The following is a 14,037-nucleotide window of genomic DNA, read 5'->3' on the forward strand; positions in this document are numbered from 1 at the left end:
TCGATTCCTTTCGGTCGTGGCCCGTTCAGGGGCCTTGGGGACGGGGGTGTTGCGTCACGACTCCGCCGGGTGGCGGAACCGCGTCATTGGGGCCGCCGTCGGAGCGGCGGCAGGAACGGAAGGTGTGCCGTGGCGTCGTCGGCGTCAGCGTGTGCCGCGCCGAGCGCCAGCAGGCAACCCGCCGTCCCGGTACCGAGGTCCATGGAGAGCCGCATCAAGTGGTTGCCGGGGAAGGCCAGTTGCCCCTCGTACGGCATCGAGTGCCAGCCGAGCGCCGCGATCTGTTCCGTCAGCGTCTCGCGGGGGGCGCCCGTCCGGGCGAGGTGCAGGATCATCCCGGCGCGGCCCTCGAACAGCCCCGGCTGCGCGTAGAAGCGGTAGGTCGCGGCGGTCAGGACGCCCGCACGGATCCGGGCGAAGCCCTCCGCGAAGCTCTCCACACCGAGGGTTCCCTCGGCCGTGGTGTCCTCCGCTCCGGAGACGGCCGCCGCGGAGGCGCCCGCCCGGGGGTCGGCAGTCCACGAGCCGTCGGTCCTGGAGCCGTCCGTCGCGGTGGCGGCCGCGGCCGTGTAGTCGTCGAGCACCATGCCGACGCCCACGCTCCCGTCGCCGAGATACGGCATCGTCCGCCATCCCTCGTCGACGGCCAGACCGCCGTTCGTCTGCTCGACCAGGCACTCCAGGTCCTGCCGCAGCGCCTCACCGGCCGAGGCGAGCAGCGCGGGATCGCCCGTCGCCTCGTACCGGCGCAGCAGGAACAGGGCGGGCCCGCTCGCGCCGCGCAGCAGGCCGGCGCGGCGGCGGGGCGGAGCCGGGCGGGGCTCGGCGAGACGGTCGACGAGGAGGCGCGCGGCCTCGGCCGCCCGCTCGCGCAGCCCCGACTCACCGGTGGTCCGCGCCAGCTCGTCGAGCACCAGGCCGAGCCCTGCCAGACCCCCGCGCAGGTCGGACGACAGCCGGTGCCACTTCTCGGCGAGGATCCGCTCGACCAGGTCCAGGGCCCGCTGCCGGTGGCCCAGCCGGTCCAGGGTCAGGGCCACGCCCGCGAGCCCGTCGTACAGGCCGAGCGGGGTCCCGATCGGCACCGGGGCGGTGTGGTCGAGCAGCCAGCGCTCGCCCTCCTCGTAACGCTCCGCGCCGACCTCCGCGAGCGTGTACAGGACGCCCGCCGCTCCGTGCGCGAGGCCGAGTCCGCCGCCGTCGGAGAACTGGGCGACGTCCCCGGGGAAGAGCCGGTCGTCGCGCTCCGGCGTGGCCGAGGCCAGGATCGCCTTGACCATCGAGTCACGGCTGTACGGCCAGTCCCCGGGCCCGGCGAGGGGCCAGTCGCCCGCCGGGGCGCGTGTCCCGGCCAGCCGGGGGCCGGCGTCGCCGCCCGCGCGGGTGATCTCCGCGACCGCCTCGTCGAGGAACGCGCTCGGCACCTCCGGGAACTGCTCGGCGATCACCGTGGCCAGATGGGCGGCCTTCTCCCGCTCCACCACGAACAGGGACGTGACCGGCAGGAACAGCGCGAGGCGCAGACACGCCAGGGCGTAGCGGTCGACGTCCGGGCCGGTGCGGTCCGGGGGCGCGAGGAAGCCGGGGTGGGCGACGGTCTGGCGGCCGTCGTCCTCGGCGGGCGCCGCCGCCTCGAAGTCGAGGAGGGAGACCGACCGATCGTCGGGCGCGACCATGATGTTGAAGACGTGCAGGTCGTTGAAGACGATCCCGCGCGAGTGCACCGCCGCCACCGCCTCCTCCACGGCCCGGTGCACGTGCAGCGCCCAGGCCGTGTACGCGGTGACCGCGTCCGGTTGCGGGTCCGGGGCCAGCAGGGGGTGCCGTTCGGCGACGCAGGAGTTCAGCGGGCGGCCCTCGACGAAGTCCATGACGAGGAAGCGGTGGTCGCCGAGCGTGAACCAGTCGCGCACCTCGGGCACCACACCCAGCCCGGCCAGCCGCTCCAGCGCGTCCTTCTCCCGCTCCAGCCGGGTCACCGCGTCGGCCCCGTCGGCGGCCAGCCCGGCGTGCGGGCGTCCCTCCTTGAGGACGACCCGGCGGCCGTCACGGGTGTCCGTGCCGACGTACACCCCGCCGCCGTTGGAGAAGTGCAGGGCCTTGTCGATGCGGTACGGCAGATCGCCGACGGTGGTCGTGTTGCGCGCCGCCAGCTGTGGCTCCAGGAACGCGGGCAGGGTCACCCACTCGGGCACATGGAAGGTCGGCTTCCGCTGGTCCGGCACCAGGGTGCCCGCGCCGTCGCGGACGGCCGGGACGAGCGTGCCGCGCTCGTCGACGACGAAGGAGCGGGCGAAGGCGCCGTAGCGGACGTACAGCGGTCCCTCGTTCCAGCGCAGGTCCGTGAGGATGTACGGCCCGTCGTGGCCCTTGAGGAGGTCGCCCAGCTCGCGCAGGACGAGGTGCAGCTGCTCCTCGTCGCCCGGGTAGACCGTGACGAACTTGCCGCTGCTGTCGCGGGCCGCGTACTTGGCGTTGCGCAGATGCAGCAGATGCGGGCCCGGCACGAACTTGAACGGGATGCCGCGGGGCACGCAGTAGTCCCACACGATCGCCGCGATCCGGTCCGCGTTCCCCCGAGTGGCGGAGGCGTGCACCTTCCATCCCTGGGTGGGTCCGGGACGGGGCCGCCCGCCGTCGTCGACCGGTGTCAGCGTCAGCCAGTCCCCGATCCGGGCGGCCCGCCAGCCCTCGGGAACCGCGCGCCCGGCGGTCGCGTAACCGGGAGCCGCCGCGCCGGCGCGGTCGCCGGCCGAGAGCCGGTCCGGTGTCTCGTAGAAGTGTCTGTCGGCGAGCGCGTACGCCTCGTACCGCTTGTCCATGCCGGTTCCCCCGGGTCGTGTGCCGTCGCTCCCTGGGCCAAGTGACGACGAGCCTTCCAGCCCGCCGGGGCGCCCGACAGTCACGGCTGTCACCAGAAACCCGTCACGGCTGTCACGCGCTCACCGTGCGGAACGCACGCGTAAAGATGTGTTCGACGTTCTTCGAAACGGGCAGCCCGCGGCGGGCCCCCGGCCCGGCGGAACGGTCCCAGGGGCTGCGCGACCGTGCCGGAAGCGCTGTAATTGCGGACGTGGTCAGTGCAGGCGCTGCGGAACGCGGAACGAGGACGCTGCGTGCCGAACTCGCGCTCAAGTCGCTCGGCGGCCATCTCGATCCGCACGAGCGGCTGCACGCCATCCTCGAACAGGTGCTCGTGTTCACGAGTGCGAGCGTCGCCGCCGTGTACCTCCCGGACGGCGAGGGCCAGGCGCTGCTGCTGGCCGGCTCCGCCGGCGTCCCGAGGAACCTGTACGGGCTCCGAGACAGCTATCCGGCGGCGGGGACCACCCCGGTCGCCGAGGTGTGCCGTTCGGGCCGGCGGCGCTGGCTCCCCTCCGCCGACCTCCAGCACGACGCCGACGTCCGCCGGGCCCACGCCGAGGAATTCTCACTGGGCGTGCTGCCGCTGCGTGAACGTGGCTGCCTCGTCGCCGTCGGCGACGGCGCGGACGCCTTCGGGCCCGAGGACCGGCAGTGCCTCGACCTGCTCGCCGAGGCGGTCACCAGCTCCGCACCCGCGCCGCCCGCCGGACCCGGCGCCTCGTTCGACCTGGCCATGGACAGCGGGCGGGTGGAGGTCGACGAGGGGCTGCTGGAGCTGTTCGGCATGGGTCCGGACGACTTCGACGGCCGGGTGGAGACCCTGATCGCGCTCACCGTGCCCGAGGACCTGCCCGCGCTGATGTCCGTCGTGGAGGCGGACCACATGTCGATCGGCGACCGGGAGCTGGAGTTCCGCATCCTGCAGCCCTCCGGGGAGCAGAAGTGGCTCCGGCTGCGCGGCCGGATCCTGCCCGGCGGCGAGGACCGGCCCGCCCGTCTCGTCGGCACCGTCGCCGACGCCTCCACCCTGCGCACCGGCCGCGGCGACGTGGCCCGCATCCAGCGCCTCGCCGCCTCCCTGGCCACCGCCGGCACGGTCCGTGACGTCAGCCAGGCCGTGGTGACCGCCCTGCGCAAGCCGCTGCGGGCCGACCGGATCGCCCTCGCCGAGCTGGAGGGCGACCGCCTGGTCGTCACCGTCCTCGATCCGCCGCAGCCGGAGGTCTGGCCCGAGGTGTGGCGCTCCGAATGGCGCTCCGAGTGGCCCGACGCGCCCGTGCGCACCATGCCGACCCTCGCCACCGCGCTGCGCGAGGGACGGGCCGGGATCTGGCCCGCCGGCGCCGATCTGGAGCCCGCCCTCGCCGAGGTCGGCCCCGGCGGCCTGGCCGTCCTCCCCCTGCCCGCCGGGGGCCGGATGGCCGGGGCCTGTCTGATCGGCTGGGACAACCCCCACGACTTCGGCCCCGAGGAGCGCGCCCTGCTCACCGCCGCCTCGGGCCTCGCCGGGCAGGCCCTGATGCGGGCCCACGCCTTCGACGCCGAACACGAACTCGTCGGCATGCTCCAGCGCACCCTCCTGCCGCGCCGGCTGCCCCAGCTGCCGGGCGCGGTCGCCGTCGCCCGCTATCTGCCCACCACCGCCGGTCTGGAGGTCGGCGGCGACTGGTACGACGTCATCCCGCTCCCGGACAACCACGTCGCCCTCGTCATCGGCGACGTCCAGGGCCACAACGCGGGCGCCGCCACCCTCATGGGCCAGATGCGCACCGCCCTGCGCGCCTACGCCGTCGAGGGGCACCCCCCGGACGTCGTGGTCTCGCACGCCAACCGGCTCCTCATGGACATGGAGACCGACCTCTTCGCCACCTGCTGCTACGTCGACATCGACATGGAGGAGGGGTCCGCCTGGTACGTGCGCGCCGGACACATCCCGCCGGTGGTGCGTCACCCGGACGGCTCCACCGAGATCAGCGAGTCGGAGGGCGGACCGCCGCTCGGCGTCGTCATGCGCGCCGACTTCCCGATGAGCCCCCTGCGGCTGGCCCCCGGCTCACTGCTGGCCCTCACCACGGACGGCCTCGTGGAGTCCGCCGACGTCGACGTGGAGGACGGCCTCGACCATCTCGCCGCCGAACTGGCCGCCGCCGACCCCGCCCACCTCGGCGTGGTCGCCGACACCCTGCTCGGCGGCGCCAACCGCGACGACGACGTGGCCCTGCTCCTCGTGCGCTACGACGGCATGGCCCTGCGCCCCCAGCGCGAGAACTGGAGCGTCTGGCGAGTCCCCCAGGCGGTCGGCCAGGCCCGCCGCTACACCCGGCGCGTCCTGCGCCGCTGGGGCGTGGAGTCCACGGCCGACACCGTGCTCCTCGTCGTCTCCGAACTCGTCACCAACGCCCTCGTCCACACCGACGGCCGTGTACGCCTCGACCTCACCCTTCTGGCCGACCGTCTGCGCGTCGCGGTCGCCGACTCCTCCCCGCGTACGCCGGCGAAGCCCACGGTCATCGGCTGGGAGGCCACCGGCGGTCGCGGCATTCTCCTCGTCGAGGCCGTGTCCGCGGCCTGGGGCACCGTCCCCGTCAGCGGCGGGAAGCAGGTGTGGGCGGAGATCCCCCTCGACTGAGGCGGGTACCGCCCGGACCGGCCGGCGGGTCGGTGTGCGGGCCGATACGCGGCCGGGGCCGGGTGCCGGTGCCGGTGCGGGTGCCGTCGCGTGACGCGCGCTCGGCCGGTAGCTCCGGCGCCGCCGACGGCGTACCGCCCACGCCGGATGCGACCCTGTCTCCGTGCGCCTCCTGCTGACGACCGACACCCACCTGCCCCAGCGCGCCAAGGCGCTGCCCGAGCGGCTTCTCGCCGAGATCGCGGAGGCCGACGTGGTCGTCCACGCCGGCGACTGGGTCGACGAGGACACCCTCGACCTCCTGGAGACCCGCGCACGCCGGCTGATCGCCGTGTACGGCAACAACGACGGCCCCGCCCTGCGCGCCCGCCTCCCCGAGGTCGCCCACGCCGAACTGGCCGGTCTGCGCCTCGCCGTCGTCCACGAGACGGGCCCCGCCCAGGGCCGCGAGCCGCGCTGCGCCGCCCGCTTCCCCGGGACCGACGTCCTCGTCTTCGGCCACAGTCACATCCCCTGGGACACGACCACGGCCACCGGTCTGCGCCTGCTCAACCCCGGCTCCCCGACCGACCGCCGCCGCCAGCCCCACTGCACCTACATGACGGCGACGGCGCAGGACGGCGGACTGACGGACGTCCGGCTGCACCGACTGCCGCCCCGGACCCGACCGAGCAGCTGACCGAGGCGCTCGCTCCCGGGCTCACCGGGACGGGTCCGGCGGGGGATGGATCACCCCGGTCGTCGCCGTCAGGGGCACCCCGCTGCCGCCCCACCTCAGCGCGACGATCTCCGCCGCCACGGACACGGCCACCTCCTCCGGCGTACGGGCGCCGAGGTCCAGGCCGACCGGGGAGCGCAGCCGGGACAACTCGGCCGCGCCGAGCCCCGCCTCCCGCAGCCGCCGTGCCCGGTCGTCGTGCGTACGGCGGCTGCCCATCGCCCCGACGTACGCGGCCGGCCGGCGCAACGCCTCCTGCAGAAGCGGCCCGTCGAACTTGGGGTCATGGGTGAGGACGCAGATCACCGTGCGGTCGTCGGTCGCGGTGCCCCGCAGATAGCGGTGGGGCCAGTCGACGACCACCTCGACGGCGGCGGGGAAGCGCTTCGGGGTGGCGAACACCGGGCGGGCGTCGCACACCGTGACGCGGTAGCCCAGGAAGTCGCCGATACGGGCGACGGCCGCCGCGTAGTCGATCGCGCCGAACACCAGCATGCGGGGCTGTGGCGCGAAGGAGTGCAGGAAGACGGTGACCGAGTCCTCGCGCCGCTCGCCGTGCGGCCCGTAGTGCCGCTGACCGGTGACACCCTGGGCCAGCTCACCCCGCGCGTCGGCGGCGACGGCCACGTCCAGCCCCGCCGAACCGAGGGTGCCGACGGTGCCGTGCGCGGGGGACCCGTCGGGCGCGGCGTCCGGCCACACGGCGAGGGTGGCGCCGCGCGGGGCCGGACCGTCGACCACGGTGGCCACGGTCACCGGGTGCCCGGTGCCCACGGACTCCGCGACCCGCCCGAACGCCGGGTCCTCGGCCACCGTCACCCGCCGCACCAGCAGCGTGATCTCCCCACCACACGTCAGCCCCACCGCGAACGCGTCCTCGTCGCTGTAACCGAAGGTCTCCAGCCGCGCCTCCCCGGACGCCACGACCTCCCGGGCCAGCTCGAACACCGCGCCCTCCACACATCCTCCGGAGACACCGCCCACGACCTCGTCACCGGGCCCGACCGCCATGGCGGCCCCCGGCCCGCGCGGCGTGCTCCGGCTGACCGCGACCACCGTGGCCAGTCCGAAGGGGGAACCCGCCGCGTACCAGGCGCCGAGCGCCGGAAGAACCTCACGCACGGACCCGCTCCTCTCGCCGCCGCCCCGTGCCTCCAGCGTCCGCCGACTCGGCCCGCACCGCCCGCCGGACCAACGCCCCGGGGCCGAGGAAACCGTTTGCGACCGCGCAAACCGCTCTGCTTCACTGCGAAGGAACCCCCAGCGATCAAGGAGAGCCCCCGATGCGCGCAGCGTCCATGTCCCACCAGGAAGGAATGCACCCCATTTCGAAGGACATGACGCTTGTCACGCACGCTCAACCTCGGCATCCTCGCGCACGTCGACGCAGGTAAGACCAGCCTGACCGAACGCCTGCTGCACACCGTCGGAGTCATCGACGAGATCGGCAGCGTCGACGAGGGCAGCACCCGCACGGACACCCTCGCCCTGGAACGGCGACGCGGCATCACCATCAAGTCCGCCGTCGTCTCGTTCGCGATCGACGATCTCACCGTCAACCTCATCGACACCCCCGGCCACCCCGACTTCATCGCCGAGGTGGAACGCGTGCTCGACGTCCTCGACGGCGCGGTCCTCGTCGTCTCGGCCGTCGAAGGGGTCCAGGCGCAGACCCGGGTCCTGATGCGCACCCTGCGACGCCTGCGCATCCCCACGCTGATCTTCGTCAACAAGATCGACCGCCGGGGCGCGCGCCACCAGGACCTGCTGGAGAGCATCGCGGCACGCCTCACCCCGGGGATCGTCCCCATGGGCGAGGTCGCCGGACTCGGCACACCCGAGGCCCACTTCCTTCCCTACGACCCCCTCCCGCCCCGGCTCCTCGAACTCCTCGCCGAGTACGACGACGACCTGCTCGCCGCCTACGTCGACGACGGGACGGCCGTCCCCGAGACCCGGCTGCGCGCGGCCCTCGCCGCCCGGACCGGCGGGTCCCTGGTCCACCCGGTGTTCCACGGCTCGGCGATCACAGGATCGGGGATCGCCGAACTCGTCGACGGCATCCGGGAGTTGCTGCCCTCGACCGACGCGGACCACGGGGGCGACACGGCGGGCGGCGGAGACGGAGAAGCGGCCGCCCCACCCTCCGGCACCGTCTTCAAGGTCGAGCGCGGCCCGGCGGGCGAGAAGATCGCCTATGTGCGGATGTTCGACGGAACCGTACGCGTCCGCGACCGACTGGCCTTCCGTGACGGCGCCCGCGAAGGCAAGGTCACCGCGATCAGCGTCTTCGAAGGCGGCGCGGACGTGCGCGCGACAGCCGTGTCGGCGGGCCGGATCGCACGGCTGTGGGGCCTCGCCGACATCCGGATCGGCGACACCGTCGGCGTGCCCCGGGAGCGGGCGGCGGCGGCCCACGGGCACCACTTCGCCCCGCCCACCCTCGAAACGGTCGTCCTCCCCGCCCGCGCCGAGGACGGCGCCGCCCTGCACCTCGCCCTCACCCAACTCGCCGAGCAGGACCCGCTGATCGGTCTGCGCCACGACGAACTCCGGCGGGAGATCTCGGTGTCGCTGTACGGGGAGGTGCAGAAGGAGGTGGTGCAGGCGACGCTCGCCGACGAGTACGGCCTCGACGTCACCTTCCGCGAGACGACGACCATCTGCGTCGAGCGTCTCGCCGGGGTCGGCGCGGCCGTCGAGTTCAACAAGAAGGACGGCAACCCGTTCCTCGCGACGGTCGGGCTGCGGGTGGAACCGGCGCCGGCCGGCTCCGGGGTCGCCTTCCGGCTTGAGGTGGAGCTGGGGTCCATGCCGTACGCCTTCTTCAAGGCCGTCGAGGACACCGTCCGGGAGACGCTGGAGCAGGGGCTGCACGGCTGGCGGGTCCCCGACTGCACGGTCACGATGACGCACTCCGGCTACTCGCCCCGGCAGAGCCACGCCCACCAGGGCTTCGACAAGAGCATGTCGAGCACGGGCGCGGACTTCCGCGGGCTGACCCCGCTGGTGCTGACGGACGCCCTGCGGCGGGCCGGCACCCGTGTCCACGAGCCGATGCACCGCTTCCGGATCGACGCCCCGGCGGACACCCTGGGCGCGGTGCTGCCGGTGCTCGCCGCGCTGCGTGCCGTACCCCGGGAGACCCGGACGAGCGGGGCGGCCGTACGGCTGGAGGGGCTGGTGCCCGCTGCCGGGGTGCACGCGCTGGAGCAGCGGCTGCCCGGACCGACCAACGGGGAGGGTGAGCTGGAGACGGCGTTCGACCACTACGCGCCCGTCGGCCGCGCGGCCGTCCCCTCCCGGCCGCGTACCGACCTCAATCCCCTCGACCGCAAGGAGTACCTGCTGCACCTGACCCGCCGGACGGGTGTCTGAGCGGCGGCGCGGGAGGGGCGTGGGGGAGTCCCGGGACAGGAGCGGCTAGGGGTCTCTATCGGGTCCCCGCGCGGGCGCACAAGGGCCCTCCGGGTCGTACAGGGCAAAGAATCGGTCGGGGAAGGTGAACTGTCCTGCGAAAACGGGTACTTACTCGTGCGTCAGTTGCTATTGACGGCCCGCCTGACCATTGGGACGGTAGTGCACATGTCGAATGTGGCGGACATGTCAAGATTGCGCACTCGTCTGCTCGGTGTCCTGGTACTCGTCACCGGCTTCCTGACCACGGCAGGCCCCACCCAGCCCGCCTCCGCTCTCACTGATGATCTCTGGTTCGACTCGCAGGCCGCGGCCACCCTCACCGTCGAGGGCGGCCGCTTCAAGGACGGACTCGGCCGCGAGGTCGTCCTGCGCGGCTACAACGTCTCGGGTGAGACGAAACTCAAGGAGAACAACGGGCTGCCCTTCGCCTCCGTCGCCGACGCGAGGAAGTCGGCGACCGCGCTCCGGGCACTGGGTGGCGGCAACTCCGTCCGCTTCCTGCTCTCCTGGGCGTACGCGGAGCCGGTGCGCGGGCAGGTGAGCACCTCCTACCTCGCGGCGGCCACCGCGCAGATGGGCGCGTTCCTGGACGCGGGGATCAGGGTCTATCCCGACTTCCACCAGGACCTGTACTCCCGCTGGCTGTTCGACTCCGACAGCTGGTACACCGGCGACGGCGCCCCCAAATGGGCCGTGGACCTCGGCAACTACCCCGACGAGTACTGCGGGATCTGCCCGTTCTGGGGCCAGAACATCACCTCCAACGCGGCGGTGACGAAGTCGACGTACGACTTCTGGCACAACACCTACGGTGTCCAGGACTCCTTCCTGGACACCGCGCAGAAGACGATGGCGTACGTGAAGTCCAACCTCACGTCCGCCCAGTTCCAGGGCGTCGTCGGCTTCGACCCGTGGAACGAGCCGCATCCCGGCGTCCTCGACTCGGGGCAGACCAGCAGGACGTGGGAGAAGGACGTCCTGTGGCCGTTCTACGTCAAGTTCCGCTCCCGGATGGACGCGGCGGGCTGGCAGGCCAAGCCGGCCTTCGTCGAGCCGAACCTCTTCTGGAACGCCAACATCGACTTCCAGAAGCAGGAGGGCGGACTGCTCGACGCGGGCACCATCGGACCGCGCTACGTCTTCAACACCCACTTCTACGACCAGAAGGCGATCTCCGGCGTCTTCATGTGGGGCAAGGCGGAGAACGGCCAGTACGTGAACGACTTCGGGACCGTGCGCGACCGGGCCGCCGCCGGGGGCACCACGGCCGTCGTCAGCGAGTTCGGACACCCGCTCAGCGGCTCGGTCTCCGACAAGGCGCCCACGGTCTACAAGGCCATGTACCAGGCGCTGGACTCCCGGGTGAAGGGCGTCGACTGGTGGACGAAGCCGGCCTCCTCCGGCCCGGTCCTCTCCGGCTCCCAGTGGCAGTGGGACATCTACTGGGGCCGCCACCACGAGCTGATGAACGACAACCCCGACAAGGTGCAGGCCGAGGCCGACGGCTGGAACGGTGAGGACCTCTCCGCCGTACGTGTCGACGACTCCGGTACGGCCGTGCTCCGCCAGGACGCCCGGATGCTGGACCGGATCTACCCGAGCGCCACGGCGGGCAGCACGGTCGCCTTCACCTACGAGGACCGCTCGCGGGACGGTTCCACGACCCTGACGTGGAACCCGGTGCCCAGCTCGCTGCCGAACGTCTCCTCGCTCGTCGGCTCCGGCCAGTACTCCCTGCTGGTCTGGCGCTCGGACGGCAGTACGGAGCCGACCGAGCTGCACCTGCCGGCGTCCTTCCCCACCGCGTCCACCACGGTGGTGTCCGACCTCGGGGTGACGGCGGCGCCGCCGGCGTACACCACGTCCACACCGATCGCCGCCGCGAAGGAGCCGGGCGGCACCGGCAGCCGCCGTCTGCTGCTGACCGCCGCCGACACGGGCAAGCTCCACTACGCCCTGGTCACCAACGGCGCGACAGCCCCGTCCGCCGCGCAACTGGGCGCGGCACGGACGGAGCTGTCGAACTGGCTGACCGCCAGGTTCAGTTAGCCGAGGGTCCGGTCCAGTCGGCGGGCACCTGTGCCACGCGCACCCGCTGGGGGTGGTCGCCGACTGCGACGGACACGGTCTTCTTCCCGGTGGCGAAGTCGATCGCCGTGACCTGGTCGGCGCCGCTCTCGGAGACCACACAGGACTTGCCGTCACCGCTGACGGTCGACCAGTACGGCTTGGAGACGGGGACGAGCGGGCCCTCCTGGAAGGTCGCGCGGTCCACGACGACCGCGTAGTCGTCCATCGTGCCGGCGATGCACAGCTTCGTGCCGTCCGGCTTCATGGTGAGGCCGTGGTGGCGCGAGTCGTTGACGAAGGTGGTGCGGTCGTCGCTGACGCCCGGGGACTTCGGCAGGGTCTTGGTGCGGGTGATCTTGTCGGTGGCGATGTCGTACTCGAAGAAGCCGTTGAAGAACGACACCTGGAAGTACAGCTTCGTCTCGTCGGGCGAGAAGGCGGCGGGACGGACGGCGTCCGAGTAGTCGCTCAGCCCGATGGCGTCGAGCCGCGCGCGCATGTCGATCACCTTGACCTGCTGGAAGGTGTTCGCGTCGGCGACCGTGATCTTGCGGTCGCCCTTCGTCCAGTCCAGCCAGGGCGCGTCGCTCTGGGTGTTGACGTCCCCGATCGCCATGTTCCAGATGTACTTGCCGTCCTTGGTGAAGATGTTCTCGTGCGGCTTGTCGCCGGTCTTGAACGACCCGAGCTGCTTGCCGGTGACGATGTCCAGCACGTGCACGGTGTTGCCGGTCGACGCCGACACCGCCACGCGCTTGCCGTCGGGGGAGACCGCCATGTGGTCGGAGCGGTAACCCGACACCGGGAAGCGCCAGTTGATGGCGCCGGTCCTGACGTTGATGGAGACCACGTCGGCGAAGCTCGGGCGGGAGACGACCATGGAGGAGCCGTCGGGCGTGGAGTACATGTCGTCGACGTACTGGTCGTGGCCCTCGCCCACGCTGTTGCGGATCGTCATGTAGGCGATCCACCGGATCGGGTCGGCGTTGATCTCCGCCATCCGGGCGGCTTGTCGGGGATGACGTTGATCCGGCCGATCTTGGCGAAGTCGCCGGAGGCCTTGATGACGTCCGCGGTGCCCTCCCAGTTGTTGCCCACGAACATCACCTCCCGCAGGTCGGCCGCGGCACTCGCGGGTCCGGCGGTCGCCACGGCTGTGGCGGTCAGCGCGAGCGCGGCTACGGCGGCACCGACATGCCGGGTCCTACGGCGGCGGGGGGTGGGGGAGACGGACATATCGGTTCCTCCTGCTTGCTCAGGGCATGACAAGGCGACTCGGGGACCGTGAAGGTCGGAAGCGGCTACGGGAAGTCTGAATACGGCAGCGTTCAAATGGACTTACTGGAAAGTAAGGAACGGTCCCGCTTCACCACAAGACCAGAGACACGACAAAATCAGGCGACGGCCGAACCCGGCCGTCGCAGCGAGTGGCGTTCTGTCGGGAGGAGCAGCGTGGCGGGCAGGCTCAAACAGCCCACCGGCCGGTACGGGGGCAGGTCCGCGGCGGAGCGCCGGGCCGAGCGCCGGGACCGGTTCCTCGACGCGGGTCTGCAGATGTTCGGCGACACCCCCGGCTTCCGTGCGACCACGATCGCGGGTCTGAGCGAGGCCGCCGGTCTGTCGACCCGCCAGTTCTACGAGGAGTTCCACACCCTGGAGGATGTGCTGGCCGCCCTCCACCTCCGGGTCAACGACTGGGCCGAGGAGGCCGCGCTCACTGGTCTCGCGGCGGCGCAGGGCGAGTCGATCGCCGAGCGCGCCACCGCCGCGTTCCGCGCCTACGCCGCGAACGTCACCGGTGACCCGCGCCGGCTGAGGATCACCTTCACCGAGATCATCGGCGTCAGCCCCCGCCTGGAGCGCCAGCGCCTCGAACGCCGCTCCCGCTGGGTCGACTTCATCTGCGCCGAGGCCACCGCGGCCGCCGAACGCGGCGAGGCCGCACCCCGCGACTACCGCATCGCCGCCACGGCCTTCATCGGCAGCGTCAACGGCCTCCTCCACGACTGGCAGGCCGGCTTCGTCGACGCCCCGCTCGACGAGGTGGTCGACGAACTGGTCGGCCTGCTGCTCGGCATCCTGCGTCCGACGGGATGGAGCCCGGAGACGGACTGAACCGGAGCCGGGGCGGAGGCTGCGGCCGGGCGCGGGGGAGGAGCCGCACCGCACGGGCGGCGCCCGAGGGCGTGGTGAGCCGGGGCGGTCGGCCCGAGACTTGCCGACTGCCAACCCGAGTGCGGGACCGGCGAGGGCGCACCGGACGCCGGTGGGCGGGAGGCCCGAGCGGAGAACCGGGGATGGCTGGTCCGGGGGCCGGGGCCGGGGCCGGGGCCGG

At 72.6% G+C, this 14,037-nt stretch carries 7 protein-coding genes and 1 pseudogene; 5 read left to right on the forward strand and 3 right to left on the reverse strand.

Annotated features, from left to right (window positions below):
- Positions 1-83: 83 nt before the first annotated feature.
- The gene (gene lanKC / locus H4687_RS40955; RefSeq protein WP_046915801.1) at positions 84-2,822 is read right to left on the reverse strand and encodes a class III lanthionine synthetase LanKC; all 2,739 of its coding nucleotides are present in this window, start codon (positions 2,820-2,822) and stop codon (positions 84-86) included.
- Between the two features lie 251 nt (positions 2,823-3,073).
- On the opposite strand from lanKC, the gene H4687_RS40960 reads away from it, so the two are divergent.
- The gene (locus tag H4687_RS40960) at positions 3,074-5,494 is read left to right on the forward strand and encodes a SpoIIE family protein phosphatase (RefSeq protein ID WP_046915800.1); all 2,421 of its coding nucleotides are present in this window, start codon (positions 3,074-3,076) and stop codon (positions 5,492-5,494) included.
- A 163-nt stretch (positions 5,495-5,657) separates the two neighbouring features.
- On the forward strand, positions 5,658-6,173 hold the full coding sequence (locus H4687_RS40965) for a metallophosphoesterase family protein (protein WP_046915799.1): 516 nt from the start codon (positions 5,658-5,660) through the stop codon (positions 6,171-6,173).
- Between the two features lie 21 nt (positions 6,174-6,194).
- Here the strand turns inward: H4687_RS40965 and H4687_RS40970 are convergent, their stop codons facing one another.
- Positions 6,195-7,334: an XdhC family protein gene (locus tag H4687_RS40970; protein WP_046915798.1), complete on the reverse strand. Its 1,140-nt coding sequence runs from the start codon at positions 7,332-7,334 to the stop codon at positions 6,195-6,197.
- A 222-nt stretch (positions 7,335-7,556) separates the two neighbouring features.
- On the opposite strand from H4687_RS40970, the gene H4687_RS40975 reads away from it, so the two are divergent.
- Together H4687_RS40975 and H4687_RS40980 are read left to right on the forward strand one after the other, a co-directional pair.
- Positions 7,557-9,590: an elongation factor G gene (locus H4687_RS40975; RefSeq protein WP_046915797.1), complete on the forward strand. Its 2,034-nt coding sequence runs from the start codon at positions 7,557-7,559 to the stop codon at positions 9,588-9,590.
- Positions 9,591-9,815: 225 nt separating this feature from the next.
- A complete protein-coding gene (locus H4687_RS40980) occupies positions 9,816-11,681 on the forward strand; it encodes an endoglycosylceramidase (RefSeq protein WP_225966968.1) in 1,866 nt (621 codons plus the stop codon).
- Here the strand turns inward: H4687_RS40980 and H4687_RS40985 are convergent.
- Positions 11,674-12,938: pseudogene (locus H4687_RS40985) on the reverse strand (YncE family protein). The gene H4687_RS40980 and the pseudogene H4687_RS40985 sit on opposite strands and share 8 nt — an antisense overlap.
- Before the next feature lie 216 nt (positions 12,939-13,154).
- Between H4687_RS40985 and H4687_RS40990 the strand changes: the two are divergent.
- A complete protein-coding gene (locus H4687_RS40990; protein WP_046915794.1) occupies positions 13,155-13,817 on the forward strand; it encodes a TetR/AcrR family transcriptional regulator in 663 nt (220 codons plus the stop codon).
- The last annotated feature ends 220 nt before the right edge of the window (positions 13,818-14,037 follow it).

This window comes from Streptomyces stelliscabiei (genome assembly GCF_014873495.1).
GTDB classification, from domain to species: Bacteria; Actinomycetota; Actinomycetes; order Streptomycetales; family Streptomycetaceae; genus Streptomyces; species Streptomyces bottropensis.

Excerpts from the sequence above, each read along its gene's own strand:
- lanKC (WP_046915801.1), bottom strand. The coding sequence starts at position 2,822 with ATGGACAAGCGGTACGAGGCGTACGCGCTCGCCGACAGACACTTCTAC.
- H4687_RS40980 (WP_225966968.1), top strand. The coding sequence starts at position 9,816 with ATGTCAAGATTGCGCACTCGTCTGCTCGGTGTCCTGGTACTCGTCACC.